We start from the raw sequence: 25,991 nt of genomic DNA, 5'->3' as shown, positions 1-25,991 counted from the left end.
CCGGCCTCCCGCTCCCTCACGCCCCACCCGACCCCGAGGACACCATGACCGCCCCCGCCACCGCCTCTCCGCTCCTGCTTACGCAGCGCCGGATCTGGATCATCTTCTCCGCGCTCATCGCCGGCATGCTCCTCTCCAGCCTCGACCAGACCATCGTCTCGACCGCGATGCCGACCATCGTCGGCCAGCTCGGCGGCGTCGAGCACCAGGCCTGGATCACCACCGCCTACCTGCTCGCGACCACGATCGTGATGCCGATCTACGGCAAGTTCGGCGACGTCCTCGGCCGCCGCACGCTCTTCCTGATCGCCATCGCGCTGTTCACCCTGGCCTCGGTCGGCTGCGCGCTGGCGGGCGACTTCTGGTCCTTCGTCGTCTTCCGCGCGCTGCAGGGCCTCGGTGGCGGCGGGCTGATGATCCTGTCGCAGGCGATCATCGCCGACATCGTGCCCGCCAACGAGCGCGGCAAGTACATGGGTCCGCTCGGCGCGGTCTTCGGCCTCTCGGCCGTCGCCGGTCCGCTGCTCGGCGGCCTCTTCGTCGACCACCTCACCTGGCAGTGGGCGTTCTACATCAACATCCCGGTCGGCATTGCGGCCTTCGCGATCGCCTGGTTCGCGCTGACGCTCCCGAGCAAGCGCGCGACCAAGCGGATCGACGTCCCCGGCGTCCTGCTGCTCTCGATCGCCACCACCTGCCTGATCTTCTTCACCGACTTCGGCGGCGACGCCGCGCACGGCTGGGGCGCCCTCGAGACCTGGGCCTTCGGCGCCGGGCTGGTCGCCGCGGTCGCCGGCTTCATCTGGGTGGAGTCGCGGGCCGAGGACCCGATCATCCCGCTGAGCCTCTTCCGCAACCCGATCTTCGTGAACGCGACGGCGATCGGCCTCACGCTCGGCCTCGGCATGTTCTCGGCCATCGCGTTCGTGCCGACCTTCCTGCAGATGGCGTCCGGCACGTCCGCCGCCGCGTCGGGCCTGCTGATGCTGCCGATGATGGCGGGCCTGATGGGCACGTCGATCTACTCGGGCATCGCGATCTCGCGCACCGGCCGCTACAAGGCGTTCCCGATCGTCGGCGCGCTGCTGACCGGCCTCGCGATGGCGGCGATGACCACGCTGACCGCCGAGACGCCGATCCCGCTGATCTGCGTCTACCTCTTCTTCTTCGGCGCGGGGCTCGGCCTGATCATGCAGGTCATCGTCCTGGTCGTGCAGAACGCCGTCGCCCCCGAGATGATCGGCACGGCGACCAGCACGAACAACTACTTCCGCGAGGTGGGCGCCTCGCTCGGCGTCGCTGTGTTCGGCACGATCTTCACCAACTCGCTCGCCGAGAAGCTGACCGGCGTCTTCACCGACGCGGGCGTCGCCGACGTCGGTGCGGCCACCGCGACGCTCGACCCGCAGGCACTGAACGCCCTGCCGGACGAGGTCCGCGACGGCGTCGTCCGCGCCTACGCCGAGTCGCTGGCGCCGGTGTTCTGGTACCTCCTGCCCTTCATCGCGATCGCCTTCGTGCTCGCGCTGCTGCTCAAGCAGATCCCGCTGTCGGACCAGTCCGGCATGGTCGCGCGCGGCGAGGCCGTCGGCGGAGAGGAGGCGGAGCGCCTGCACCGCGAGAGCCTGGCGGCGCCGGCCGCCGGGGGGCGGTCGGAGGCTCCGGAGGACGCGCGCGCGGACCGCTGACGCGGGGGCCGGCCGCCGTCGCTCTTGTCGCGGCGGTGACCGGACGCGACACTGGGGGCGTCCCTCACCGCGCGGTCCTCTCCGGATCGGTACAACGGCGCCAAGCGCACGTTCGCCGAGCTGCCCGAGAGCTGACCGGCACTGAGCCGGCCCGACGTCAGACGGGCAGCAGCCCGATGATCACCGCCATCACGAGGATCGTGACGAGCTCGTGCGTGATGTTCAGGATCGTCAGCTTCGCCGGCCGGCCCTCGAACGCGTCGTGGGTGATCATCCGCGCGGCGGTGAAGCCGGCGAAGAGGAACAGCCCGGTGATCACCGAGTTCGCGAACCAGCTGCCGCCGTAGAAGGCGTGCGCGATGTCGACGCAGCCGGCCAGGACGAGCGCGGTCACCAGGCTGACCACGACGGTGACCAGGATCGGGACGACCGCGCTGCGGCTGCTCATCTGCTCTCGGCTGATGCCGGTCAGGCGCATCCAGAGCGTGCCGAAGACCTTCGGGGTGTACCAGATCGAGCCGACGAGCATGGTCGACAGGGTGGCCAGGGCCACCGCCCACGGGTTGATGTCGGGGACCACGGCGCCGCCTCTCGCTGCCCCGTCCGGGCGCACCGGGATCGGAGCGGCGGCGGGTGCGCTCACCCTAGTGCCGCGCCGGCTCCCGGGGGCGGCTCCGCGACCGGACCCGGAACGGGCCCCGGCCCCCGCGCGGGCCCCGTTCCCCGTCCACTCGCAGTCGGAGCGGCGCGCGAGTGGACGGGGATCGGGCTCTGCTTCGCGCGCAGGGCCCGATTCGGGTCCGTTCGCGGGAGGGTTCCCTGCTCAGCTCCGGCTCGTGGGATCTGCTCGATTCTGCGAGCCGGACCGCGTTCCGCGAGCCGGAGGTCCGTCGCCGCCTTGCGCCGCATCGTCACCGCACCTCAGCGCAGGCGCGCGGACCGAGGCGTCAGGAGCCCTGTCCCGATGCCCCACTCGCGATCCGCGGTCGCCGGCGGGCGAGCAGCCAGCCCGCGCAGAACGCGAGCACGAGCAGGCCGAGCACGATCAGCGCGGCGGCGGTCGCCAGGCCGGGAGTGACGACCCTCGTGCCGACGGGCGAGAACATCGTCTCCGAGAGCGGCGCGTACGCGAACCAGCCGAACGACACCTCGCTCGGAGTGGTCGCAGCGACGACGATCCCGATCACGACGAGCAGCACGCCCGCCGCCGGTAGGAGCCATCGCCTCGTCCTCATGCCTCCACGGTAGAGGGCGGGCGCCGACCTGGCGCGACCAGCTACGGCGAGACCATCCCGCCGTTGACGTTCAGGGTCTCGCCGACCACGTAGCTCGACTCCGCCGACGCGAGGAAGACGTACGCGGGCGCCTGCTCGGCCGGCTGCGCGGCGCGGCCCATCGGGGACTCGCTGGAGCCGAACTCGGGCAGGCTCTCCGGGTCGACGCCCGCCGTCACCTGCAGCACCGACCAGGTCGGTCCCGGCGCGACGACGTTGACGCGGATGCCCTTCGCCGCGAGCTGCTGGGCGAGCCCCTTCGAGAGGTTGTTGATCGCGCCCTTGGTCATCGCGTAGTCGAGGCGGTCGGGCGCGGGCGTGTGCGCCTCGGCCGAGGCGGTGTTGATGATCGTCGAGCCCGCGGGGAGGTGCGGGAGCGCGGCCTTGATGATCCGGAACGGCGCGAAGACGTTGATCGCGAAGGTCGTCTCGAACTGCTCGTCGCTGAGCTCGAGCACGTCGTCCTGCCAGACCTGCTTGCCGGCGACGTTGACGACCGTGTCGAGCCCGCCGAGCCCCTCGACTGCCTTCTCGACCAGGTCGCGGCAGTACTGCGCATCGGTCAAGTCGCCGGGGATCGTCACGGCGGTGCGGCCGGCCGCGCGGATCACCTCGACGACGTGCTGCGCGTCCTCCTCCTCGTCGGGGAGGTAGGCGAGGGCGATGTCCGCACCCTCGCGGGCGAAGGCGATGGCGACCGCCGCGCCGATGCCGGAGTCGGCTCCCGTGATCAGCGCGAGGCGCCCGGTCAGGCGGCCGGTGCCGCGATAGCTGTCCTCGCCGAGGTCCGGGACCGGGGTCATCCGCGACTGGAGGCCGGGCTCGGGCTGCTGCTGCACCGGCGGCGTGACGTTCGGGTACTGCGTGGCGGGGTTCGTGAAGGTGTACTGGTCGGGCATGGGGTCCTCCGGACGTGGTCGAGCGGGCGGGCGTCGTGGTGCCGCGGGCCTCCTCGCACGGTAGCCGCGAGTCACTCCCCGGCGGAGGCGCTTGACGGCCGCCGTGATCGTCCTGCGGCGCCTGCCGTCCACTCCCGGACGATACGGTCGTCCTCATGCCGTCCCGCCCCGTCTCCGCCGCGAAGCGCCGCCTGGCCATCTCGGCCTTCATGCTCGTCTTCGGCATCGGGATGGCCTCCTGGGTCGTGCGGACCCCGGCGGTCCGCGACCTGCTCGCCGCCTCGACCGCCGAGATGGGCCTCGTCCTGCTCGGCCTCTCGGTCGGCTCGATGAGCGGAGTGCTCTCCTCGGCCACCGTCGTGCGCCGGCAGGGAGTGCGCTTCACCGTCGTCATCGGCGGCGCGTCCTTCGTCACCGGCATCGCCCTGACCGGCGTGTTCGCCGAGCTCTCGACGCCGTTCGGCGTCGCGGCCGGCCTCGCCCTCGTCGGCTTCGGGATCGGCATCTCCGAGATCGCGCTCAACGTGGAGGGAGCCGCGCTCGAGACGCTGACGGGCCGCTCGGTCCTGCCGGCGCTGCACGGCTTCTACAGTCTCGGCACCGTCACCGGCGCGGTGGCGGGCATCGGCCTGACGGCGATCGACTTCCCCGTCGTCTGGCAGCTCGTCGGGGTCGCGGTGGTCGCGCTCGCGCTCCTGGTCACCGTCATCCGCTCCATCCCCGTCGAGACCGGCCGGGTGGAGCGCGCCGTCGAGGGCGCTCCCCGGGAGAAGGTCCGCTCGACGCCCGTCTGGCAGCAGCCGCGCGTGCTGATGCTCGGGCTGATCGTGCTCGCCCTGGCGCTGGCCGAGGGCTCGGCGACCGACTGGCTGCCGCTGCTCATGGTCGACGGCCACGGCGTGTCCGCCACCGTCGGCACCGTGGTGTTCACGGCCTTCGCCGCGGCGATGACCGTCGGCCGCTTCCTCGGCACCCCGCTGCTGGCCCGGTTCGGCAAGGCGACCGTCCTGCTGGCCAGCACCCTCGTCTCGGCGGTCGGCATCGGCATCGTCGTCTTCGCCGACAACGCCGTCGTGGCGGGTGCGGCCGTGGTCCTCTGGGGTCTCGGCGCGGCCCTCGGCTTCCCGGTCACCCTCTCCGCCGCGGGCGAGAGCGAGGACCCGACCTCCGCCGTCGCCGCCGTCGCGACCGCCGGCTACATCGCCTTCCTCGTCGGCCCGCCGCTGCTCGGCTTCCTCGGCGAGCACTTCGGCCTCCGCGGCGCGATGGCCGTCGTCCTGGTGCTGGTCGCCCTCGCCTCGCTGCTCACTTCGGCCGCGAAGCCCCGCGCCGCCCGCGAGCGCGTTCCGGCCTGAGCGGCCGCTCTACCGGTCGAGAGGCCGCCCAGCGGGCCGGCACATGCTGACCGAGGTACCCGCGGGGCGGGTCCACTCATGTTGATCGGGTAGCCCGCGCAGCACTCCGCTCAGGCCGTCTCGTCCGCGACACCCACGGGAACGCCTCGGCCCTCGAGCGGGCGCCCTGGCGGGCCTTCGAGCGGTTCGGCGCGGAGGGGGTGCGGTGGTCACCACGGCCTTCCGATCCCCACGAGCGTGGCACGGACAGCGCGCCCCGTCCCGGTCCGGCGCGGGAGACGCCACTCCTCCCTACGACCCGATCCACCGAGTCGTCCACAGATCGCCGCCATCGCCCCCGACCGCTTCGACCTGAGCATTACTCTCCTTTCCACGGGGCTGAACGACCGTCGCCGGCGCGGTGAGCGCGGGCGGCCGAGGAGAGGGACGAACGGATGAGTCGAACGGAACGGCAGGGGTGTGCCGGTCGCCGCAGAGAGAGGGTCGTCCGGCCGGTGCTGGGAGCGGGGGTGTGCGCCGCTCTCGTCGGCGGGCTGCTCGGCTCAGGAGCGACCACTCCGCCCGCCGGCGCGGCCCAGGCGTCGCCGCATCGGACGATCGAGAACACCCTGCTGCACGGCGGATCCACCAACGCGGGGGCGACCACGGTCTCGGCCTGGCTGCAGAAGGGCGAGCGGCTGAGCGCCGATCTGCACCCGCTGAAGGGCGGGTCGGGCACGGGGGAGGGCGAGAGCGGAGGCGGCACCGCCTCGATCCTCGCGCCGGACGGCGGCGTGCTCGACACGCAGGTCTTCCCGCGGGGCGCTCCGCCGTCCGTCGCGGCCGGAGGCGAGTTCGTCGCCGAGGAGACCGGGGTCTTCCGCGTCATCGTGACCGACGACGACGTCACTGCGCCGGTGAACCTGGTCTGGAGCATCGCGGTCGCGGCGGCATCGGGCGCACCGCTGGCCGGCCGGGTCTGGTCCACCTCCTACGGGATCCAGTCCGGGGCGAGGACCAGCTACGCGACACCCGCGGACCGCCGCGCGACCTTCACGCTGCACGCCGTCACCGAGACCGGGGCGCGCTACGACCTGACGCTCCGCGACTACGACGGCCTCGCCTCGACGCTCCAGGCGACGAACAAGGGCAACGTCCGGGTCGGGTCCTCCGATCCGTCGTACCTGTCCGTGCCGATGCCGGAGTCGACCGAGGCGCAGGGCGTCGGCGCGCAGTACGTCCAGGCGTCCGGACGCTCCGGCATCGACGGCCTGCAGACGTACAAGCTCTTCCTGGACCCGCCCGCGGCCGATCTCCCGGCCGCGATCGCGCCCGCCTACGCCGCCCCGACGATCGAGGGGCTCGCCTATCGACGCTCCGGCTCCGGCTCGAACGCGGGCACCCTCGTCGGCACTCTCGGCACCCAGCCGGGCACGGTCGCGGCCGACATCGACGCCGACGGGGACGGGGCCTACGACGGCCCGCGCGATGTCCACCTCTCCCGCATCGTCGCGGAGCCGGGCCCGTTCGACATCGCCTGGAACGGCCTCGACGCGCGCGGCGACGCGGTCGACACCGCCGATCCCGGCGTCCGCTTCCGCGCCTCGGTCGGGCGGACGAACGAGTTCCACGTCACCCGGGTCGATGCGGAGACGTCGGCCGGCGGTCTGTCCGTCGTGCGCTCGACCGGTGGCGAGGCGTCCCCGGCCGCCCTGCACTGGGACGACCATCTGCTCGCAGGCTCGAACGGCGAGCGCTACTCGGCGACGTCCGCCGTCACCTCGCCGACGGACGGTGCGGACTCGAGCGCCGGGGTCCACCGCTGGGAGGCGGACGACTCGGGCCGGGGTCGCGTGCCGAACGTGAACGACGCCGTGCATGGCTCCTACGGCGATCTGCGCGCGATCGACGACTGGGCCGCCGGCTCCGACGGCGCGACGGCGGTCGCCGGGCTCGGCGCTCTCACCCCTCATGTCACCCTGACGAAGAGCTCGTCGGTGCCGTCCGACGTCCCGCTGCGGCCGGGCGCGCGGGTGCCGTACCGGCTGACGCTCACCTCCGACGGCTCGGGGGACGCCCGCGACGCGGCCGTCGTCGACCACCTCGACCAGGGAGTCCTCGACGACGCCGACCTCGACGCCGCCTCGATCCGGACCTCGCACGGCACGGCCACGGTCGATCCGGCGACGGGCCGGCTGGTCTGGGCGGCAGGGACCCTGCCGGTCGGGACCGTCGCCGAGCTCTCCTTCGAGGTCGTCGTGCGCACGGACCGGCCGGGGGACCGCACCCTCGCGAACACGGCCTGCCTCGCGGGGGCCGCCTTCGCACCCTCTGCCTCGGGAGTCGCGACCGAGCAGAACCCCTGCGCGACCGTCCCGCACACGATCGGCCGAGGGGCGCTGTGGATCGACAAGACGGCCGCTCAGTCGTCGGCGGAGCACGGCGGGCAGGCCGGCTTCGACGTGGTCGTGGGCAACTCGGGCTCTCTCGACGCCGCCGACGTGACCGTCACCGACGTCCCGGTGCTCGAGCATCTCCTCGACGCCGTGATCGAGAACGGCGCCGGAGGCGTCCAGCCCGCGACGGAGCCCGTGACCGGGCTCGCGATCCCTGCGGGCGGGCAGATCACCCTGCATGTCAGCGGCCGGGTGGCCGAGGGCCGGGACGCGCTCACCGTGCCGAACCGGGCGACGATCTCGCAGCAGCCGGGCGGCTTCGAGCCTCCCACGGTTCGGCACCCGTGCCCGGACGACGCCGCGTTCTCCTGCGCCGAGATCCCCGTGCCTGAGAGACCGGTACCCGAGACCCCGGTGCCGGAGACTCCCGTGCCCGGGTCACCCGCGCCTGAGATCCCCGTGCCCGGCGACGACCGGGGCCTCGCGATCGCGAAGACCGCGTCGGAGCCGACCGTCGCGCACGGCGGCCGGGCCGGCTTCCGGATCGTCGTCGCCAACATCGGCCCACGACCTGCGGAGGGCTTCACCCTCACCGATGTCCCGACCCTCGAGCACCTGTCCGACGTGACGATCTCGCGGGACGGCGGGCCCGCCTCCGCCGATCTCGAGGTCGAGGGCCTGGCCCTGGCGCCCGGCGCCTCGACGGTCTTCACCGTGACGGGGCGGGTCGCCGACGGAGTCGACGGCTGGACGATCGCGAACCGCGCGCGGATCGAGCGGCTGCCGCCGGGCTTCCCGCCGACCTCGGTCCAGCACCCCTGCGACGACGAGCCGACAGCCAGCTGCGCCGGGGTGACCGTGCCTCCGGTCGGTCCCGTGCCGACGGCGCTCGCCGTCTCCGGCGCGGCGGCGGGTCCGGTCGGGCTGGTGGCCGGACTGCTCCTGCTCTCGGGCGGCGGTCTCCTCGCGGCGCGGCGCTTGCGGAGACGACGGGCCACGACTCCCGCCGAGCGCGGACTCCCCTCTTCTCTCCCCACCGGAAGGTCAGAACGATGACGCACCCCCACGACGAGCTTCCGCTGCGGATCACCGAGCGCTTCGCCCTGCCCGACGGCCGCGTCGGCGTCAGCGCCTGGTCGGCGAGCGACCCGGAGCAGCTCGAGCAGCAGCTGCGCACCCGGGCAGGCCGGACCGACCCGGAACGCGAGCCCGGCCGACGCCTGCATCTCGTCCGCCCGCCGCTCGTGCGCATCGAGGAGCGGATCGACGGCGTCCTCCAGCCGATCGACCCGCTCCAGCGCGCGGTGGTCGACATCCGCTGGCGGACGGCGCTGACCCGCTCGCGCCGGCCGGCCCGGCTGCGCCGGCTCGTCGGCCCCCGTGACCTCCCCACGACCGAGCCCCCGTCCGACGTCGCCCGCTGGACCGAGCGGTGCCCGGCGGGGGAGCATCCGGCCGACGGAGAGGCGGCCCCGCTCAGCCCTTGACCGCTCCGGAGTTCGTACGCTTCGTCCTGCCCGCTTCGCCGACCGCGTGGAGCCGACAGGCGGAGTGGCCCGACGCGAAGAGCGGGCAGAGCGGCCGTCAAGATCGGCTCGCTCTGCCCGCTCTCGTGGGGCCTGGGTGGAATGTCTCACTCGAACGGTGGCTTACTCGAGCAAGGAGGGGACAGTGTCTTCAACGCCCCCGCCGCCTGAAGTGACCGAAAGCGCCGATGCCGGTCCCGAGGAGGACTATCGCGGTGAGGAAGATCCACCAGCTCGGCTTGCACTCCGCGGCGGCGGAGAACATGAACCCTCTCCCGGTTCTACTGCCTACGCCGACGGAATTCGACGAAAGCGCTGTACCCGGTCGTGAGCAGCATGATCCCGAAGAGAACGATCCACCACGCGGGTCGGTTCTCGGCGGCGGCGAGGAAGACGAACAGGCTGCCGATCGCGAACATGGTGAGTGCGAACGGCGCACTGTTCCTCTTCTCAGGAGTCAAAGCAGGCCTGCTTTATCGAGATCACCCCGGCCAGTTCCAGGACCAGATCGCCGGCGGCGTTGATGATCGCCTGCCGCCGCTTCTCCGCGTTGGAGGTGGTCTTCCATGCGCGATAAATCACCTCGAAGGCTTTCTGAATGTTTCCGAACCGGGACACCAGGGAGGCGACCTTGTTCGCGATGTTCGCGTTCACTGCCACGGCACCGGCCACTGCGGCCACACACGCGGCCCACCCCCAAGCGTCGCTCGGGTCGGCGATCACGGGGAAGGCAGTCGCCTCGTCGAACTCCACCGTCTGGACGAGGGTGTTCCCGTCCAGGGTGAAGCTCGTGCCGACGGGACTGCCCAGGGCGTCGTAGGCCCAGGGGATCTCGTAGCCACCGAGCAGATCACCCGCGGCCGATAGGACGGCGACCGACCCGTCGGGCTCTACGGTCGCGCTGGCGCCGGCGGGAAGCGAGAGGGGGAAGCGGTAATCGTGGGCCGCATCGGCGGAGTCCACCTGGATCAGCGTCTGCGTGCCCTTCTCCGTCGCATAGCTGCTGATCGCTGCGTCACCGAAGGTCGTCGTCAGCACCGGCTCGCCTGCTCCGTCGAAGAGACCGTCCGGGAGAGTGCCCGGGTCGACCACCGCGGAGGACGACACCGCGCCGGGGAGGGTGATGCCCACGGATACCGCTCCGGCGTCGGTCACCACAGTGGTGGTCGCGGGAACGACCTCGGTCGAGAAGTCGGCCGCCGGAGATGGTTCGGTGCTCTCGACTCTAGGGATCGCCTGCGCTGGACTCGCTGCGGCGAGGACGACCGCTGCCGCGACCATACTCGACATGACGGTGAAGACCGTTCTGTGATTCTTCTGCATGACCATTAGCTGCACTCCTTCGTGACTGAATGACCGAGGTCTTCGAGCGTGCGAAGACACTTCGATCCCGCCCTTCGCGGTTGATCAGGAAGAATACGAGGATGTTTCGGCTTGTGCAGCCGTGGTCATGCTTTGCGAGTTCTTCGTGCGTCTGCGAGGCGACCGAGGCCTCCCGTACAGTGGTCGATCTCTACGCCACGCAGCCGTCGCCGTTGACGCAGTGCCGGCGGAATCCGCAGGACCGCGGGCATCGGCGGGTCTCGAGCGTGGCGAGGCCCCCTCGCGTGAAGGCGTTGCTGCGGCGCGTCGAGACGGGCCCGATACTTCGCGCCACGGAAGGTGGCGGCGCAGGATGCGGCAGGGAGGTCGTTGGGAGGGAGGCCGACGGCGGTCGTCACTGTCCAGCGGACTCGGAGGCGGCGAGTGTCGCTGGAGCAGGGCGCTTCGTCGTCGCGGCGCGGAACGCGCGCAGAATCGCCGCCCGACGCCTCCTCGGGGTTTCGAAGGGCGTCCGGCGGCGGCGAGACGGAGGTGCGGTCCGACGGCCCGGCTCAGCCCTTGACCGCTCCGGACGTCATGCCGGCGACGATCTGGCGGTTGAAGAAGATGTACATCACCAGCGGCGGGATGGTGATGAGCAGCACGTCCATGAAGAGCAGGTTCCAGGAGGACACGGACTGCGAGGAGAAGTTGTACAGCGTCAGCTGCACGGTCGCGTTGTCGTCGCCGGGCAGGAAGTACAGCGCGTAGGTGAAGTCGTTGAAGACCGTCACGGCTTGGACGACGATGACCGTCACGATCACCGGCTTCAGCAGCGGCAGCACCACGGTGAAGAACAGACGGAAGGGGCCGGCGCCGTCGATGGTCGCCGCCTCGTCCAGCTCGCGGGGGATCGTCGAGACGAAGGCGCGGAAGAGCAGGATGCAGAAGGAGAGGCCGAAGGCGACGTGCACCGCGATCAGGCCGGGCAGCGTCTTGAAGAGCTCGAGGCCCTGCAGCACCCAGATCGTCGGGACGACGGCGGGCGGGATGATCAGGCCGGCCAGGACGAAGCCGTTGACGAGCGGGTTCCACTTCGAGCGGCGGCGCTGGAGGACGTAGCCGACCATCGCGGCCAGGACCACCATCACCGTGACGGAGACGATCGTCAGGATCGCGCTGTTCGCGAAGGCCCGCAGCAGCACGAAGTTCCGCGCCGAGACCACCTCCTGCAGGTTCTCGAGGAACACCCACTGGGTCGGCAGGGTGAAGCCGAGCAGCGACGACTCCTGCTGCGTCTTCGCGGCGGTGAGCACGATGAAGAGGAACGGGACGATGAAGACGAGGACGGCGAGGACGATGGCGAGGATGCCGCCGCCGTAGCGCCAGGTCCGGGAGCCGCGGCCGACACCGCGCTGGCGCACCTTCGCGCGCAGCGGGTCGTCCTGGAGCGGGGTCGGCGAGAGCGGGGCGGGCGTGAGCGGCGTGGTGGTCACAGCTCCTTGTCCTTCCGGTTGAGCCAGGCCGACAGCGGGAAGATCAGCGCTGCGACGACGAGGAAGAGGATGACGTTGCCGGCGGTCGAGAGGCCGTAGAACCCGGCCTGGTACTGCTTGTAGATGACCGAGGCGACCACGTCGCTGGTGAAGCCCGGACCGCCCTTGGTCATCGCCCAGATCAGATCGAACGAGCGCAGTCCGCCGATCAGCGAGAGCAGGATCACCGTGACGGTGGCGGGGCGCAGCAGCGGCAGCGTGATGTGCCGGAAGTTGTGCCAGGCGCCGGCGCCGTCGACGCGGGCGGCCTCGAAGTAGTCCTGCGGGATCGCGACGATGCCGGCGATGTAGATGAGCGTCGCGAGTCCGACGCCCTTCCAGACGTCCACGAGCGCGACCGAGAAGAGCGCCCACTGCGGGTCGGTCAGCCAGCCCGGGCCGGCGAGGCCGATCGTCGCGAGGCCCTGGTTGATCAGGCCGTCGAACGGGTCGAGCAGCACCTTGAAGGTGATGCCGATGCCGATCGTCGACACCAGCACCGGGAAGAACACCACGCTGCGGAGGAAGCCGCGGCCGATGATCTGCGAGCTCAGCAGCACCCCGAGGGCCATGCCGAGCACGATCTTCAGGCCCGAGGTGATCGCCGCGTAGATGAAGGTGTTCACGAAGCCGGTCGTCAGCGCCGGGTCCTGGAAGAACTCGACGAAGTTCTCGAAGCCGATGAAGGTCGAGTCGAAGAGCGTCCAGCGCGTGAGGGAGAAGTAGAGGGAGGCGACCGTCGGGACGAGGAACAGGACCACGTAGAAGACGCCGGCCGGGAGGTAGAACCACGTCGGGTACGGGCTCTTCATGGCCTTGCGCCGTTTCGGCGGCTCGGGGGAGCGGGAGGGTTCGGAGCGCCGGGCCGGGCGCTTCTCCATCGTTGCGGTCATCAGATCTCCGTCGATCGGCCGGGGGAGGGGTAGGAGGGCGGTGCGCCCGGGGGAAGGGGCCGGGAGCGGAGGGGCTGCCTCCGCTCCCGGCCCCCGAGGCTCACCAGCCGTCGAGGCCGAGCTGCTTGGCCTGCTTCGTGACGTCGTCGTCGTACTGCTGAGCACCCTCCGCAGCGGGCGTGATGCCCGAGCCGACGGCGACGGTGATCTGCTCGAGCGCCGGTCCCTTGATCGGCGAGAGGAACTCGAGCGCGAGGCCGGTGTCACCGCTGTCGAAGTAGGGCTGCATGTCCGACACGAGGGCGGGCACGTCGTCGGGCAGCGTGCAGCCGTCGATCACGAACGGACCCTGGGGTGCCGCGATCTCGCTCTGGATGTCGCAGCTCTCGGGGGTGACCAGGAAGGCCATCAGCTTCTTGGCGCTCTCGAGCTTCGCGCCCTCGGTCGACTTCGGCACGTAGACCGCGTTGGGCTGCCAGACGGTCAGCGGGTTGGAGTCGGCCGACTCGCCGGGCAGCGGGAACAGGCCGACCTTGTCGAGCGAGTCCGGGTAGTTCTGGATCAGCGGGCCGGCCGCGAAGGTCAGCATCGGGTACTGCGCACCCTCGCCGGTCGCGACCATGCGGACGCCGTCGTCGTAGGTGGCCGAGGCGTAGTCCTCGTTCACCAGGCCCGACTCGGCGACCTGCTGCAGGTGCTCGAAGCCGGCCAGCGCCGGCTCGTCGACGTACTTGGCCTCGTTCGCCGTGTACTGCGTCGCCCACTCCGGGTCCTGCTCCAGCACGTTGGCGAAGTCGCCGAGCACGAAGAGCTGCGAGGTCCAGGTGTCGCCGTAGGTCTGGATGATCGGCGCGACGTCGCCGGCGGCCTTGATCTTCTCGCTGTTCGCGATGAACTCGTCCCAGGTCTTCGGCACGGTCAGGCCGAGCGAGCTGTAGACGTCCTTGTTGTAGAGGACCGCGCCGCCCATCGCCTGGCCGAGCGGGATGCCGTAGAGGTCCGCGTCGGTCGAGACCACGGTGCGGAAGCCCTCGTCGAGCGAATCGACCCAGGGCTCGTCCGAGAGCGGTGCGAGGTTCTGGTCGGGGTTCAGCGCCTGGAAGAGCGAGCCCGAGTTGTAGGCGAAGACGTCGTTCATCTCGCCGGTGGCGAGGCGCGTCTTGATCAGGTTGTCGCCCTCGCTGCCCTGCGGCCGGGTCTCGATGTCGAGGGTGATGCCGTCGTTCTCCTCCTCGAACTTCGTCTTCAGCGCGTCCCAGAGCTCGACGGTCGCCGTCTGGTTGTCGATGAGCACGCTCAGCGTGGATCCGTCGGCGGAATCGCCGCCGCCGCCTCCGGTGCTGCAGCCGGTGAGCGCGAGAGCGAGAGCCGCTCCTCCTGCGCCGAGGGCGAGCACTGCTCGCCGGTTCTGTCGGGTCGACATCACTACCTCCATGTAGGGACAACTTCTTCGTTGCGGGGGGTGCCCGGGGGCGGCCGACCTGCCTGCCGGGCCGGTGAGAAGGCCGGGCGGCGGGGCGACGCAGGGAGAACCTACGTCCGCGTCGTGAAACGTGTCAACGAAATTGCGAAAATTCGTGGATCGATCTACACAATGGCAGGTGAACCGTTACAGTGGCGTTCGCGGAGGCCCCGATCGGGGCGCCGTCCGATCACCACAGGCACGCACGACCGACGACGCGAGGGGGCGACGATGAGCTCGACCGACACCGGTCGCCGCGGCCCCGCGACCATCCAGGACGTCGCCCTGCACGCCGGTGTCTCGCGAGCCGCCGTCTCGAAGGTGATCCGCAACGCCTACGGCGTCAGTGCGTCGATGCGCGAGCGGGTCACCGCAGCGATCGACGAGCTCGACTACCGGCCGAGCGTCGCGGCCCGGGCCATGCGCGGCGCCAGCTTCACCATCGGCGTCGAGGTCCCCTCGCTCGGCAACTCCTTCTTCAACCGCATCGTCACCGGCGCGTCCGCCGCGCTCGAGGGCAGCCGCTACCAGCTGATCGTCGCCCCCGCGCAGAGCGACTCCGGCGAGGGCTTCCGCGCGATCGAGGCGCTCTTCGACCGCCAGGTCGACGGGCTGATCGCGGTCTCGCCGATGGTCGAGCCGGCCTGGCTCGAGCGCCTCGCTGCGCGGACGCCGATCGTGATGCTCGGCCGGCACGACGACTCCACCGGCTACGACACGGTCACCAACGACGACGTCGCGGGCACCGACCTGGTCCTCGACCACCTGCTCGAGCTCGGGCACCGCCGCATCGCGCACCTCACCATCAGCGACGAGATCACCAGCCGGGTCGCGGCGGCGCCGCACTCCGTGCGCCTCGTCCGCTACCGCGAGCGGATGGCGGCGGCCGGGCTCTCGGACGAGCTGCACGTCGTGCACCTCGGCACCGAGCGCCTCGACGCGTACGAGCGCTCGCTCGAGCTCCTCCGCCCGCCGGACCGGCCGACCGCGGTCTTCGCGGGCAACGACGCGCTCGCCCTCGACGCGCTCTGGGCCCGCGACGAGCTGGGGCTCACCGCCGCCGACGTCGCGATCGTCGGTTACGACGACATCGAGGTCGCCGGCCACCCCGGCATCTCGCTGACGACCGTCGACCAGTCCGGCGAGGAGCTCGGCGACCGTGCCGTGCGCCTCCTGCTGGAGCGGCTCGAGGGCCGGACCGAGGCGGTGCACTTCGAGCTCACGCCCGTGCTGCGCGTCCGCTCCTCCTCCGTGCCGGGGGCACCGCGCCACCACCAGACCAGCCCGACACCCGCGGACACCACCACCGCGGATTCCCCCGATCACTCCTGACACCCGCTCACTCCCGACCACTCCTGACAGAAGGACGATGATGACCGACTGGACCGCCCGCTTCACGGCGCCCGCCGCCGCCCTGGACGCCGCCCCGCTGCTCCGCCGCGAGACCGCCCTCGAGACCGGGCACGGCGAGGTCGTCTCCGCGACCCTCCGCCTCTCGGCGCTGGGGATCGTCGAGGCCTGGATCGACGGCGAGCCCGTCTCGGACGAGCTCTTCACCCCGGGTTGGACGAGCTACGAGTGGCGCCTGCGCTACTCCGAGCACGACGTGACGAGCCTGATCTCGGGCGACTCGATCGTCCTCGCCCTCGCGCTCGGCGACGGCTGGTACCGCGGCCGGCTGACCTGGGGCGAGGGCGCCGAGCCCTACGGCACCGAGATCGCCGGCTTCGCGGAGCTGCGGATCACCTTCGCCGACGGCGCCGAGCAGATCGTCGCGACCGACGACTCCTGGCGCGCCGCGACCGGATCGACGACCGCCGACAGCATCTACGACGGCCAGGACATCGACGCCCGCCTCGAGCCGCAGGGCTGGAAGAGCGCCGGCTTCGACGACTCCGCCTGGACCGCGACCCGAGAGCTCGACGTCGACCTGGCGAAGCTCGAGCCGTACGTCGCGCCGCCGGTGCGCCGCCTCCGCGAGGTCGCGCCGCAGAAGATCTGGACGAGCCCGTCCGGCCGCACCCTCGTCGACTTCGGCGAGAACCTGGTCGGCTGGCTGCGCGTCGAGATCACCGGCCCGGAGGGGAGCGTCGTCACGCTGCGCCACGCCGAGGTCCTCGAGGACGACGAGCTGGGCGTGCGCCCGCTGCGCGAGGCGAAGGCCACCGACCGCTTCACCCTCTCGGGCGGCGCGGACGTCTTCGAGCCGACCCTCACCTTCCACGGCTTCCGCTACGCCGAGGTCGAGGGCTGGCCCGAGGAGTCGATCGCCGACGGCGCCCTCACCGCGGTCGTCGTCTCCAGCGACCTGCGCCGGATCGGCACCTTCCGCAGCTCCGACGACCTCGTCAACCAGCTGCACGACAACGTCTACCGCGGCATGGTCGGCAACTTCCTCGACGTGCCGACCGACTGCCCGCAGCGCGACGAGCGCCTCGGCTGGACCGGCGACATCGCCGCGTTCGCCTCGACCGCCGTCTACCTCGCCGACGCCGAGGACTTCCTCCGCGACTGGCTGCGCGACCTCGCCCTCGAGCAGGCGCACCACGACGGCGCCGTCCCGTTCGTCGTGCCGGACGTGCTGAAGCGCCGCGCGGCCGAGACCAGCTTCCCTCCCATGGACTCGACCGCGCTGTGGAGCGACGCCGCGGCCTGGGTGCCGTGGGCGGTCTGGGAGGCCTACGGCGACCCGACGGTGCTCGAGGAGTCGTTCGCCTCAATGGCCTCGCACGCCCGCCGGGTGCGCTCGAAGCTCTCCGACTCGGGGGTCTGGGACACCGGCTTCCAGTTCGGTGACTGGCTCGACCCCGACGCGGCGCCCGACAAGCCGGCCGACGCGAAGGCCGACACCGGCGTCGTCGCCACAGCCTGCGCTTACCGCACGGCCCGCATCGTCGCCGAGAGTGCCGCCGTGCTCGGCCGCACCGAGGACGCGCAGGAGTTCACCGAGATGGCGGCCGAGCTGCGTGCGGCCTTCCGCGCGAAGTACGTCGCGGACCAGCGCGTCTTCAGCGACTGCACGACCGTCTACTCCCTCGCGATCGTCTTCGGCCTGCTCGACGACGACGAGCTCGGCTGGGCCGGCGACCGCCTCGCCGAGCTCGTGGCCGAGAGCGGCTACACGATCTCGACCGGCTTCGCGGGCACGCCCTTCATCACCGACGCGCTCTCCTCGACCGGTCACATCGACGCCGCGTACCGCCTGCTGCTGCAGCGCGAGTGCCCGTCGTGGCTGTACCCGGTGACGATGGGCGCGACCACGGTCTGGGAGCGCTGGGACTCGATGCTGCCCGACGGCACCATCAACCCGGGCGAGATGACGAGCTTCAACCACTACGCGCTCGGCGCCGTCGCCGACTGGCTGCACCGCGTCGTCGGCGGCCTCGCGCCGCTGGAGCCCGGCTACTCCCGCCTCCTGGTCGCCCCGCAGCCCGGCACCGACCTCGACTGGGCGGAGTCCACGCTGGAGACCCCGCACGGCCTCGCCTCGGTCCGCTGGGACCGCCGCGGCGACGCGATCGAGCTGGCCGTCACCGTCCCGGAGGGCGCGACCGCCGTCGTCCGCACGGCCGGCACCGAGGACCGCGAGCTCGCCTCGGGCGCGCACACGCTGACGCTCTGAGTGCGGAGGGGGCCGTGCCGGGAGGGGCGGCCCCTCGCTGCTCGGTCTCGCGCCGTCATCCCTGGGAGATGTAGCTGCGGAGGAGCGAGACGAAGCGTCCGTCCGGCACGTCGGATCCTCGGAGGATCATGCGCAGCCCCCTTGCTCCGGCGAGTCTGCGAAGGACTGCCGCCGCGTCCCGCCGCGCCCCTGTCCCTGCGCTCTCGCCGATCCGCCATCCCCCGACTTCGGCGGGCTCGTACTCGTCTCGGATCGACAGCAGGTTGAAGAGATCGACGAGATCCTTCTGCCTGCGGCCGGACTCGTAGGCGAGCGCCTTCACGATGAGGGCTCTCTCGACCCCGGGGACTCTCGTGCGGAAGCGCACCGGCGTGCCGTCGAGCAGGATCGCCGTCACCTCGAGATCGAGCATGCCGACGAGGGCGAGATGCAGTCCCGGTGCGCTGTCGAAGGAGCGCCCACCGTACTCGGCGGGTTCGAAGGCGCCGGACGTCGCCGGAACGAGCACGTCGATCACGCGGTCGTCCAGCACGTACCGGTTGCTCGCCTGCGCGCGGTATCCGCGGTCGGTCAGCAGGTCGTGGAGGGACCCCGCGGCGGCGATCGTCGGGGACACGGCAGCGTCCGCGTCCATGGTCCGCCGGGCGATCGTCGCGGCACGTCCGAACGCGGCGCTGAGCAGAGCGGTCATCTGCCCACCGATGATGCAGGCCTCCGCGAGGCCTGAGATCGCGAGCGACGCATCGCGAAGGGCCTGGAGCGCGGCGTCCTCGGAGCGCGAGGTCGAGGCGAGCGTGACGGACCTCATCGCGTCTCCGACGTCCAGGGCAGCAGAAGGCGATCCACTGCGTCGTCCGCGTCCGCACCGCCACTGGCGAGGACGTCCCATGCGGTGAGGAGAGGGTCGACCGTCCTGCCCCCGGGTGTCCAGGCGGCCGCGGTCGCCCGGATCGTCGGGTCCCTCGGAATGACGACGCGCAGTGTGGCCTCGCGGGAGTCGGTCTCGGCGAAGCCGACGCTCTCCAGCGCGAGGCCGCGATCGGTGTAGAGGACGGCGGACCTCGGAATCCTCCACGGTGCCAGCAGGTCGGCGGCCGTGTCTCCGGAGAGCAGTGCCGGCACGCCCGCCGCGGCGGCGAGCTCCGCCTGCTCGACGACCGGTCGGACCGAGTACCAGTACTGGGAGAGCCCACCCGGGCCCGGGTACTCCGCCAGGAATCGCCGGATGAGCGCCTGCGGGTCGCGGGCGGTCCAGCCGTGCTCGGTCCGCTCGGCGAGGAGCGGGTCGGCGCGCAGCAGCTTCGAGATCGACATCTGCGAGACGCCGCACTCCGCCGCGAGCTCCGTCTGCGAGCGGGGCTCGCGGGTCCTGATCAGCGCGCGCAGGAGGGCGAAGCGCGCGTACGGCACACGCCGGGGGACGGCGGGCCGTTCGTCCGTCGCGGACGACAGGTCCTGCCTGTCCAGGATCACCGTGCCGTCGTCCGTGCCGAACAGCGCGAGCCGCGGGTCGTCGAGAGCGAGTCGCCGCGCGATCGCATTCGCTCGCGGCACGACGAACCCGGTCACGGTGCCGTCGGTCGACCGCTTCGCCTGGGCGCGCATCTCCGAGGCGGTGGGCGGCCGCGGGGTGATGACGAGGCGCACGTGCAGGTCCGCGCCGGAGGGCGTGGTGATCCGCAGCTCGCGGAAGCCGGTGATGCGCGTGCTGAGCCCGACGTCGAGCAGCAGCTCGCTCAGGCGTGCGGAGAGGTCGTCGCGGCTCATGTCCCCAGTCTAAAACCATGCGAACGAAATCGTTCGGAAGGTTTTAGAGAACTGGCGCGGTACGTCGCGCGGGTCACGCCGCGACGGCGTCCTCCAGCGGGTCGGTGGGCTCGTCCGGTTCGAAGGAGTCCGGCTCGGCGAGGACAGCGACCGGCGCGAGAGGGGTCTGTGCCGCGGGGTCCACGTCGTCCTGCACCGGTGCCGCGACCTCCGCCAGGCGTGCCCGCTCGACGGCCGCGATCAGCACCGCGAAGGCGACCTCGAGGGTGTCGGTGTCGCGGAGCAGGACGCGCTCGCCGGTCGCGGCGTCCAGGCGCAGCGTGCGGAAGACGGGCTGCGGCAGGTCGTCGGCGAAGGTGATCAGGCCGTGGACGACGCCGGTGCGGCGGGCGCGGGCGATCCAGCGGTTGGAGTGGGTGCGGAGAAGGATCATGACCGGGACCGTCCTGGCTGCTGGTGGTGAGCGGTGAGGGGGGAAGTGGATCCTCTCCGAGCATCCTGCACAGGAGCCCCGCGTGCCTGTGCTTGACAGAAGAGTCCTCGAGCGTCAGCGGACTCTCGCCCGCGCTCCGGCCGCCGCCCGCAGGGCCTCGACGAACTCCGGCACCACCGGATTCCCGGTGTCGTGGACCAGCACCCCGATCTCGCGGACGGCCCGCGGATCGTCGATCGGGATCTCGCGCACGCCGTCCTCGATCGAGGACGGGCTCGGCGGCAGGATCGTCAGGCCGAGACCCGCCGCGGCCAGTCCGCGTGCGGCCCGGTAGTCGCCCACCTCGAAGGCCGGCTCGGGGTCGCGCCCCTCGAAGGACAGCAGTCGCCGGGCCGACTCGTGCAGTCCGTAGCCGGGCGAGAGCATGATCAGGTCGAGGCCGCGCAGCTCCTCGACCGTCACGGAGCGGCGGGAGGCGAGCGGGTGCCGGTCGTCGACGACGGCGAGCAGCGGTTCCGTGTAGAGGGTGGTCGTGGTGGTGCCCGGCAGCTCCGGCGGGTCGGCGACGATCGCCAGCTCCGACTCGCCGTCGGCGACGGCTCGCAGGCACAGCGCGCGCGAGCCGTGGCGGAGGCCGAAGCCGACGCGGGGCCAGCGGCGGCGGAAGCGCCGGATCACGTCGGGCACGAACGTCTCGCCGAGCAGGGTCTGGAAGGCGATCGCGATGCGGCCGTCCTCGAGGTCGCGGGCCTGCTGCACCTCGGTCAGTCCCGCGCGGATCAGCGCCAGGCCGTCCTGCGCGACGTCCGCGAGCCGCCGCCCGGCCTCGGTCAGCACGACGCCGCGGCCCTCGCGACGCACCAGCGGGGCGCCCACCAGCTCGGACAGGCGCGCGAGCGAGCGGCTGGCGGTGGGCTGCGGCACGCCGAGCTCGGCGGCCGCAGCGGTGACGCTCCCGGTCTGCGCGACGGCGACGAGCGTCGGCAGCAGCCGGAGGATCGCGGGCTCATCCATGTCTGCAGCGTATAGGTCGGCACGCGACAGGCATTGGTCATGCGCTTCACGCGGTTCTAGCCTCGGAGGATGAGCACCAGCGTCCACCCCGCCGTCGACGCTCCCACCGTCTCGCAGCGCCGCCTGACGATCGCGCTGCTCGCCGCCGGCGTCGCCACCTTCGCCGAGCTCTATGCGGTGCAGGGCGTGCTCCCGCAGTTCTCCCGCGAGTGGGGGATCTCCGCGTCGGACGCGGCACTGACGGTCTCGGCGGCGACCGTCGGACTCGCGCTGATGGTGCTGCCCTGGGCGTCGATCGCCGAGCGGATCGGTCGGCTGGAGTCCATGCGGATCGCGGTGCTCTCCTCCGTCGTGCTCGCTCTGCTCGCCTGCGTCGCGCCGTCCTTCGAGGTGCTGCTCGTGCTGCGGTTCCTCAGCGGCGCGGCGCTCGGCGCGGTGCCGGCACTCGCCGTGGCGGCGATCCACGACCGGGTCGGCGGGGCGGGTGCGACCGCCGCCGCCGCGGCCTACGTCTCCGGGACGACGCTGGGCGGGGCCGCCGGACGGCTGCTCGCCGGTCCGCTCGCCGCGGTGGTCGGCTGGCGGGGCGCGCTGCTCGCCGTCACGATCGTCTGCGCGCTCGCGGCCGTCGCGTTCGTCCTGCTGGCTCCCCGGGGCGGTGTTGCGCGGGCGCCGCGGGGCGAGGGCGGCTGGCGCGGCAAGATCGCGCAGGTGCTCCGCGACCCGGTCCTGCTCGCGGTCGCCGCGCAGACGTTCTTCGTCGTCGGCGTGTTCGTCGCGGTGTACAACTACCTGGCCTTCCGGCTCGAGGCCGCGCCGTTCGCGCTGCCGCCGGCGCTCGTCTCGCTGCTCTTCCTCACCTACCTCGCCGGCACCGCGACCTCCCGGCTCGCCGGCGTCTGGGCGCCGCGGCTCGGCCCGCGGGTGCTGATGCGGATCGGCGTCGCGGCGATGATCGTCGGCCTGCTCGTGATGCTCTCGGGGCTGATCGTCGTCGTCGTCATCGGGCTCGTCCTCTTCTCGGCCGGCTTCTTCGCCGTGCACGCCACCGGCGCGGCCTGGACCGGCGCGCGGGCCGCCCCCGCCCTCCGCGGCCACGCCGGCGCCGTCTACACGATCGCCTTCTACGTGGGCTCGGGCGTCGGCGGCTGGCTGCTCGGCTTCGTCGTCGAGGCGGGCGGCTGGGGCGCGCTGACCGCGGTGATGATCGCCCTGCTGCTCGTCGGCGCCGGCTGCGTGAGCCTGCCGAGCCGCGCGAGCGTCGCCTCCGTGCGCTGACGGCCTGGCCGGTCGCCGTGCTTCTGCGACAGGATGGGGGCTCGCGCACGGAGTGGGGGACTTCATGGCCGACAGCACCCGGACGGATCCGCGGTTCCATCCCGCCTACCAGCGCGGGTACCGGGGGCAGGGGGCCTCGGGGCTCCCGGCTGATCGGGCGTCGTCCTCCGAGGAGCGGTTCCGACGCCCTCGCGGAGGTGACTCGGTCGGCGGTCGGCGTCGGGCGACGGCTCCCGAGGAGGTGGCGCCGGTCCGCGTGCGGCGACCGGGCCCGGCGCGGCTGCCGAGCTCCTCGCTTCCGCCGATCGCCTCGCCACTGCCGAGTGGCGCCGCGGGCGTCGAGCCGGACGGGGAGCCGGCGCCGGTCGATGACATCGAGACGGAGTCCGCGCCGGCCGCTCCGCGCAGGCCGTCCGCGCTGGATCGGCGCGTCCCGATCGCGCTCGCCGTGCTCGGCGGGCTCTTCCTGGTGGCCGGGCTGGGCCTGGTCTGGAACGTCACCTCGACGATGTACGGCACTGTCGGGTTCCAGCAGACCGAGTTCGATCAGTTCGTCAGCGCGCTGACCAGCTACCTGGCCGGCCCGGCCATCACCATCGGGCTGCTCTCGGTCGGCGCGGCGATCGCCGTGCGGGTGGCGCGCTCGTGACCGGACGCGGAGGCTGGTGGCGTCTGCTCCTGGGATACACCGCACTGCTGTGGGCGCTGGCCCTCGGGGCCTGCGTTCTGGCGGCGGTGCAGCCCGACAACTGGAGCTACTCCGACGGTGACGATGTGCCGTTGGCGGCGATCGTGTCGAGTCTGCTCTGGCCGGTCGCGCCGGCACTCGGCACCGCGGCCTTCGCGATGACCGCGGCGACCCTCGCGATCGGACTCGTGCGCGCCGGCCCGGGCTCCGAGGCCGCCGCCACCGACGTGGTCGGCGACCCGGGGGAGGACGCGGAGCTCGGCGAGGGCGTCCTCGTCGAGCTGCTGCCCGCGGGAGGCGGTCGCCGCCGCTCCTGACGATGCGGTCTCCCTCCGCGGGCGGCCGTGCGACAGGATGAGACTCCGAGTGCACGAGGCGGGGGCGGTCATGGTCGACAGCAGCAGAACGGATCCGCGGTTCCACGCCGCCTATCAGCGCGGGTACCAGGGGCCCGCGCCGGAGGTGCGCCACCGCGAGGAGGAGGCGTACCGACGCCCGCGGCGGGCGGGAGGGCGGGCCGCGCGGGTGGATTCGGGCCCGCCCCTGGAAGTGGCTGAGCCGGAGTCGCCGTTCGCCGGCCTCTCGTTCGTGCCGGATCCCGCCGATGTCGAGGCCACCGAGGAGAGGGACGTCGCGGAGACGCCGCAGCCCGAGGCGCCGACGGCTGTGCGTCCTCTGGGCCGACGGGTCCCGCTGACCCTCGCCGTCGCCGGCGTCGTGCTCATCCCGCTCGGGCTCGCCGCGCTGTGGTGGTCGACGCTCGCCATCTACACGACGAGCACGGTCTACGAGCGGCTGGAGTACGAGCAGTACGTCCGGCTGCTGCTGCAGTTCAGCGCCACGCCGCTGCTGACCGTGGGCTTCGCCTCCCTCGCCGCCGCCGTCGTCGTGCAGGCCGTCCGGCGGTCGCGCGCATGACGCCGGGTCGCGCCTGGTGGATCGGGGCGGTCGTCCTCGATCTGGTCCTCTGGGCCGCGCTGCTCGCGATCCCGGCGATCATCCTCGTGCTGCCGAACCAGTGGCAGGGCGACTCGCTGACCGCCCCGATCGAGATCGTCTGGCGGGCGGCGCTGTCCCAGGCGGCAGGGCCGGTGATGACCGCGGCGCTCGGGCTGCTCGTGGTGCTCGCCGTCGCGGCGGCGCAGCACCGCCGGGTGCGGCCCGCGTCCGCGGACAGTGAGGACGCCCCCGACGGCTGGGTCGAGGGCGAGCTCGTCGAGCGCTGACGGCGCGCGGTCTCGATACGCCGCTGCGCGGCTACTCGACCAGCATGCAGGGGCCGCTCCGCTGCTACTTCGCGAGGGCTCCGAAGCGGAAGAGGTAGGTCGCGTCGAGGGTGTCCTCGATGCCGGTGACACCCGCGGCGGCGACGACGGTCTCGCGGCCCTGGAGCAGCGGGACGATCGGGGCGTCCGTCGCGGTCTGCGCCTGGATCTGCTCGATCGCGGTGGCGCGCGCGGCGGGGTCGGTCGCGGTCGCCTCGGTGTCGATCAGGGCGTCGACGGCCGGGTTCGAGTAGCCGTTCGCGACCGAGGCGCCGGTGGTCGAGTAGGCCGAGCGGAGGAAGTTGTCAGGGTCCGGGTAGTCCGGGAAGAAGCCGAGCTGGTAGGCCGGGTAGCCGGCGTCCGGCGAGAGCTGCTTCACGTAGCTGGTCCACTCGGTCGACTGCAGGTCGACGGTGAACAGGCCCGACGACTCCAGCTGCGACTTGATCAGCGCGTACTCCTGGTCGGAGTCCGGGCCGTAGTGGTCCGAGGTGTACTGCAGCGGCAGGGTCACCGGGGTCGAGACGCCGGCGGCGCTGAGGATCGCGGCGGCGGCGTCCGCGTCGGGGGTCGTGCCGTAGGCGTCGGCGAAGGCCTGCGTCGCGCCGGTCTGCCCGTCGAGCACGACGGAGTAGGCGGGCGTGTAGGTGCCGCGGTAGACCTGCTCCGACAGCTCGTCGCGGTCGACCAGCGAGGCGACGGCCTGGCGGATCGCGAGCTTCTGCTCGGGAGTGCCGCCGGGCTGGGTGTTGACGTTGAAGGTGAGGAAGCGCACCGAGCCGCCGGGACCGTCGACGACCTGCAGGTCGGAGTTGCCGCGCAGGTCCTCGACGTCGGTCGCGGTGAGCGAGCGGTAGGCCACGTCCACGGCGCCGTTCTCCACGTCGAGCCGCAGGTTGGTCGACGAGGTGTACGGCCGCAGCACGACGTCGGCGGTCTTCGGCGCGGGGCTCGAGGTCGACTCGTTCGCGGCGAGCTGCAGCAGTCCGCCGGCCTCGTAGTTCTGCACGGAGTAGGGCCCGGAGCCGATCACGTCGGCGTCGTCGAGCAGTGCGTCGGCGGGGAAGACCTCCTCGTCCACGATCGGCCCGGCCATGCTCGAGAGCACGTACGGCCAGGTCTGGTCGTTCGGCACCGCGAGGGTGAAGACGACGTCGTCGCCGTCCTGCGCGACAGACTCCATGTTCGCGAGCAGCGGCGACGGGCCGTTGTCCGCGGCGATGTCGACGACGCGCTGGAACGAGAAGACCACGTCCGACGCGGTCAGCTCGTCGCCGTTGGAGAAGGTCAGGCCGGGCGCGATCGAGCAGCGGTAGGTCGTCGCGTCGTCGAAGCCGCACTCCTCGGCGGCCTCGGGGACGGGCGTGGTCGAGCCGTCCGCGTAGCTCAGGAGGTGCTGGTAGATCTGGTTCTGCGGCGTGAAGCTGCCGCGGTCCCAGGCCCCGGCCGGGTCGAGCGAGACGATCGAGTCGGTCGTGCCGATGACGAGGCGCTCGCCCGAGGCGGAGTCGCTCGAGCTGCCGGGGGCCGTGCAGCCGGCGAGGGCGACGGCGGTGCCGAGGGCGGCGAGGGCGCCGAGGGCGCGGAGTGTCTGCATGCTGCTGCTTTCGTCCGT

The 25,991-nt window shown here is 72.1% G+C and carries 24 protein-coding genes; 11 read left to right on the top strand and 13 right to left on the bottom strand.

The window, feature by feature from the left end; translation table 11 throughout:
* Positions 1 to 44: 44 nt before the first annotated feature.
* Positions 45 to 1,688 carry an MDR family MFS transporter gene (locus tag GTU73_RS16925; RefSeq protein WP_160090811.1) on the top strand — a complete coding sequence of 548 codons (1,644 nt, stop codon included), beginning with the start codon at positions 45 to 47 and terminating at the stop codon, positions 1,686 to 1,688.
* A gap of 157 nt (positions 1,689 to 1,845) precedes the next feature.
* Here the strand turns inward: GTU73_RS16925 and GTU73_RS16920 are convergent, their stop codons facing one another.
* The 3 genes from GTU73_RS16920 to GTU73_RS16910 form a co-directional block, all read right to left on the bottom strand.
* Positions 1,846 to 2,268, bottom strand: a complete 423-nt coding sequence (locus tag GTU73_RS16920) for a DUF1761 domain-containing protein (RefSeq protein WP_160090810.1) — start codon at positions 2,266 to 2,268, stop codon at positions 1,846 to 1,848.
* Between the two features lie 367 nt (positions 2,269 to 2,635).
* Positions 2,636 to 2,923, bottom strand: coding sequence for a hypothetical protein (locus GTU73_RS16915; protein WP_160090809.1), 288 nt, complete (start codon positions 2,921 to 2,923; stop codon positions 2,636 to 2,638).
* 41 nt (positions 2,924 to 2,964) lie between these two features.
* The gene (locus GTU73_RS16910) at positions 2,965 to 3,861 is read right to left on the bottom strand and encodes an SDR family oxidoreductase (protein ID WP_160090808.1); all 897 of its coding nucleotides are present in this window, start codon (positions 3,859 to 3,861) and stop codon (positions 2,965 to 2,967) included.
* A 155-nt stretch (positions 3,862 to 4,016) separates the two neighbouring features.
* Between GTU73_RS16910 and GTU73_RS16905 the strand changes: the two genes are divergently transcribed.
* The 3 genes from GTU73_RS16905 to GTU73_RS16895 all read left to right on the top strand — a co-directional run bounded on the left by GTU73_RS16905 (position 4,017) and on the right by GTU73_RS16895 (position 9,078).
* Positions 4,017 to 5,216 carry an MFS transporter gene (locus tag GTU73_RS16905; RefSeq protein ID WP_160090807.1) on the top strand — a complete coding sequence of 400 codons (1,200 nt, stop codon included), beginning with the start codon at positions 4,017 to 4,019 and terminating at the stop codon, positions 5,214 to 5,216.
* 509 nt (positions 5,217 to 5,725) lie between these two features.
* Positions 5,726 to 8,647 carry a DUF11 domain-containing protein gene (locus tag GTU73_RS16900; RefSeq protein WP_160090806.1) on the top strand — a complete coding sequence of 974 codons (2,922 nt, stop codon included), beginning with the start codon at positions 5,726 to 5,728 and terminating at the stop codon, positions 8,645 to 8,647.
* Positions 8,644 to 9,078, top strand: a complete 435-nt coding sequence (locus GTU73_RS16895; RefSeq protein ID WP_160090805.1) for a hypothetical protein — start codon at positions 8,644 to 8,646, stop codon at positions 9,076 to 9,078. The genes GTU73_RS16900 and GTU73_RS16895 overlap by 4 nt, the downstream gene beginning before the upstream one ends.
* A gap of 320 nt (positions 9,079 to 9,398) precedes the next feature.
* On the opposite strand, the gene GTU73_RS16890 is transcribed toward GTU73_RS16895, so the two are convergent.
* The 5 genes from GTU73_RS16890 to GTU73_RS16870 all read right to left on the bottom strand — a co-directional run bounded on the left by GTU73_RS16890 (position 9,399) and on the right by GTU73_RS16870 (position 14,270).
* A complete protein-coding gene (locus tag GTU73_RS16890; protein ID WP_160090804.1) occupies positions 9,399 to 9,578 on the bottom strand; it encodes a hypothetical protein in 180 nt (59 codons plus the stop codon).
* On the bottom strand, positions 9,568 to 10,446 hold the full coding sequence (locus GTU73_RS16885; protein ID WP_160090803.1) for a hypothetical protein: 879 nt from the start codon (positions 10,444 to 10,446) through the stop codon (positions 9,568 to 9,570). The genes GTU73_RS16890 and GTU73_RS16885 overlap by 11 nt, the downstream gene beginning before the upstream one ends.
* A 545-nt stretch (positions 10,447 to 10,991) precedes the next feature.
* Positions 10,992 to 11,843: a carbohydrate ABC transporter permease gene (locus tag GTU73_RS16880; RefSeq protein ID WP_123447045.1), complete on the bottom strand. Its 852-nt coding sequence runs from the start codon at positions 11,841 to 11,843 to the stop codon at positions 10,992 to 10,994.
* 68 nt (positions 11,844 to 11,911) lie between these two features.
* Positions 11,912 to 12,847: a sugar ABC transporter permease gene (locus GTU73_RS16875; RefSeq protein WP_123705466.1), complete on the bottom strand. Its 936-nt coding sequence runs from the start codon at positions 12,845 to 12,847 to the stop codon at positions 11,912 to 11,914.
* A gap of 100 nt (positions 12,848 to 12,947) precedes the next feature.
* Positions 12,948 to 14,270 carry an extracellular solute-binding protein gene (locus GTU73_RS16870; RefSeq protein ID WP_244231681.1) on the bottom strand — a complete coding sequence of 441 codons (1,323 nt, stop codon included), beginning with the start codon at positions 14,268 to 14,270 and terminating at the stop codon, positions 12,948 to 12,950.
* 270 nt (positions 14,271 to 14,540) lie between these two features.
* Between GTU73_RS16870 and GTU73_RS16865 the strand changes: the two genes are divergently transcribed.
* Positions 14,541 to 15,641 (top strand): LacI family DNA-binding transcriptional regulator, encoded by a 1,101-nt coding sequence (locus GTU73_RS16865; protein ID WP_160090801.1) that lies wholly within the window; start codon positions 14,541 to 14,543, stop codon positions 15,639 to 15,641.
* Positions 15,642 to 15,681: 40 nt separating this feature from the next.
* Complete coding sequence (locus GTU73_RS16860) at positions 15,682 to 17,931, top strand: alpha-L-rhamnosidase (RefSeq protein WP_208543688.1); 2,250 nt, start codon at positions 15,682 to 15,684, stop codon at positions 17,929 to 17,931.
* A gap of 55 nt (positions 17,932 to 17,986) precedes the next feature.
* Here GTU73_RS16860 and GTU73_RS16855 read toward each other — a convergent pair whose 3' ends face one another.
* From GTU73_RS16855 to GTU73_RS16840, 4 genes are all read right to left on the bottom strand, one after another.
* Positions 17,987 to 18,739, bottom strand: coding sequence for a hypothetical protein (locus GTU73_RS16855; RefSeq protein WP_160090799.1), 753 nt, complete (start codon positions 18,737 to 18,739; stop codon positions 17,987 to 17,989).
* On the bottom strand, positions 18,736 to 19,698 hold the full coding sequence (locus tag GTU73_RS16850) for a hypothetical protein (RefSeq protein WP_160090798.1): 963 nt from the start codon (positions 19,696 to 19,698) through the stop codon (positions 18,736 to 18,738). The genes GTU73_RS16855 and GTU73_RS16850 overlap by 4 nt, the downstream gene beginning before the upstream one ends.
* Positions 19,699 to 19,771: 73 nt before the next feature.
* Positions 19,772 to 20,131, bottom strand: a complete 360-nt coding sequence (locus GTU73_RS16845; RefSeq protein WP_160090797.1) for a hypothetical protein — start codon at positions 20,129 to 20,131, stop codon at positions 19,772 to 19,774.
* Positions 20,132 to 20,245: 114 nt separating this feature from the next.
* Positions 20,246 to 21,145 carry a LysR family transcriptional regulator gene (locus tag GTU73_RS16840; RefSeq protein WP_160090796.1) on the bottom strand — a complete coding sequence of 300 codons (900 nt, stop codon included), beginning with the start codon at positions 21,143 to 21,145 and terminating at the stop codon, positions 20,246 to 20,248.
* 69 nt (positions 21,146 to 21,214) lie between these two features.
* Here GTU73_RS16840 and GTU73_RS16835 point away from each other — a divergent pair, with 69 nt between their 5' ends.
* The 5 genes from GTU73_RS16835 (at position 21,215) to GTU73_RS16815 (ending at position 24,337) form a co-directional block, all read left to right on the top strand.
* Positions 21,215 to 22,423 (top strand): MFS transporter, encoded by a 1,209-nt coding sequence (locus GTU73_RS16835; protein WP_160090795.1) that lies wholly within the window; start codon positions 21,215 to 21,217, stop codon positions 22,421 to 22,423.
* 241 nt (positions 22,424 to 22,664) lie between these two features.
* A complete protein-coding gene (locus tag GTU73_RS16830; RefSeq protein WP_160090794.1) occupies positions 22,665 to 23,072 on the top strand; it encodes a hypothetical protein in 408 nt (135 codons plus the stop codon).
* Positions 23,069 to 23,428 (top strand): hypothetical protein, encoded by a 360-nt coding sequence (locus GTU73_RS16825; protein WP_160090793.1) that lies wholly within the window; start codon positions 23,069 to 23,071, stop codon positions 23,426 to 23,428. Before GTU73_RS16830 ends, GTU73_RS16825 begins: the two co-directional genes overlap by 4 nt.
* A 232-nt stretch (positions 23,429 to 23,660) precedes the next feature.
* Complete coding sequence (locus GTU73_RS16820; RefSeq protein WP_160090792.1) at positions 23,661 to 24,029, top strand: hypothetical protein; 369 nt, start codon at positions 23,661 to 23,663, stop codon at positions 24,027 to 24,029.
* Complete coding sequence (locus GTU73_RS16815; protein ID WP_160090791.1) at positions 24,026 to 24,337, top strand: hypothetical protein; 312 nt, start codon at positions 24,026 to 24,028, stop codon at positions 24,335 to 24,337. Before GTU73_RS16820 ends, GTU73_RS16815 begins: the two co-directional genes overlap by 4 nt.
* 64 nt (positions 24,338 to 24,401) lie before the next feature.
* Here the strand turns inward: GTU73_RS16815 and GTU73_RS16810 are convergent, their stop codons facing one another.
* On the bottom strand, positions 24,402 to 25,973 hold the full coding sequence (locus GTU73_RS16810) for an ABC transporter substrate-binding protein (RefSeq protein ID WP_160090790.1): 1,572 nt from the start codon (positions 25,971 to 25,973) through the stop codon (positions 24,402 to 24,404).
* Positions 25,974 to 25,991: the final 18 nt, after the last annotated feature.

Origin of the sequence: Rathayibacter sp. VKM Ac-2804 (assembly GCF_009866655.1) — a bacterium.
GTDB lineage: Bacteria > Actinomycetota > Actinomycetes > Actinomycetales > Microbacteriaceae > Rathayibacter.
The sequence above is the reverse complement of the archived record's forward strand: the minus strand, read 5'-3'. Positions and strand labels throughout refer to the sequence as shown.

Coding starts and splice junctions, on each gene's coding strand:
- GTU73_RS16925 (WP_160090811.1), top strand. CDS start 45: ATGACCGCCCCCGCCACCGCCTCTCCGCTCCTGCTTACGCAGCGCCGG.
- GTU73_RS16915 (WP_160090809.1), bottom strand. CDS start 2,923: ATGAGGACGAGGCGATGGCTCCTACCGGCGGCGGGCGTGCTGCTCGTC.
- GTU73_RS16910 (WP_160090808.1), bottom strand. CDS start 3,861: ATGCCCGACCAGTACACCTTCACGAACCCCGCCACGCAGTACCCGAAC.
- GTU73_RS16905 (WP_160090807.1), top strand. CDS start 4,017: ATGCCGTCCCGCCCCGTCTCCGCCGCGAAGCGCCGCCTGGCCATCTCG.
- GTU73_RS16895 (WP_160090805.1), top strand. CDS start 8,644: ATGACGCACCCCCACGACGAGCTTCCGCTGCGGATCACCGAGCGCTTC.
- GTU73_RS16885 (WP_160090803.1), bottom strand. CDS start 10,446: ATGGTCATGCAGAAGAATCACAGAACGGTCTTCACCGTCATGTCGAGT.
- GTU73_RS16875 (WP_123705466.1), bottom strand. CDS start 12,847: ATGACCGCAACGATGGAGAAGCGCCCGGCCCGGCGCTCCGAACCCTCC.
- GTU73_RS16870 (WP_244231681.1), bottom strand. CDS start 14,270: ATGTCGACCCGACAGAACCGGCGAGCAGTGCTCGCCCTCGGCGCAGGA.
- GTU73_RS16865 (WP_160090801.1), top strand. CDS start 14,541: ATGAGCTCGACCGACACCGGTCGCCGCGGCCCCGCGACCATCCAGGAC.
- GTU73_RS16860 (WP_208543688.1), top strand. CDS start 15,682: ATGACCGACTGGACCGCCCGCTTCACGGCGCCCGCCGCCGCCCTGGAC.
- GTU73_RS16855 (WP_160090799.1), bottom strand. CDS start 18,739: ATGAGGTCCGTCACGCTCGCCTCGACCTCGCGCTCCGAGGACGCCGCG.
- GTU73_RS16850 (WP_160090798.1), bottom strand. CDS start 19,698: ATGAGCCGCGACGACCTCTCCGCACGCCTGAGCGAGCTGCTGCTCGAC.
- GTU73_RS16845 (WP_160090797.1), bottom strand. CDS start 20,131: ATGATCCTTCTCCGCACCCACTCCAACCGCTGGATCGCCCGCGCCCGC.
- GTU73_RS16840 (WP_160090796.1), bottom strand. CDS start 21,145: ATGGATGAGCCCGCGATCCTCCGGCTGCTGCCGACGCTCGTCGCCGTC.
- GTU73_RS16835 (WP_160090795.1), top strand. CDS start 21,215: ATGAGCACCAGCGTCCACCCCGCCGTCGACGCTCCCACCGTCTCGCAG.
- GTU73_RS16815 (WP_160090791.1), top strand. CDS start 24,026: ATGACGCCGGGTCGCGCCTGGTGGATCGGGGCGGTCGTCCTCGATCTG.
- GTU73_RS16810 (WP_160090790.1), bottom strand. CDS start 25,973: ATGCAGACACTCCGCGCCCTCGGCGCCCTCGCCGCCCTCGGCACCGCC.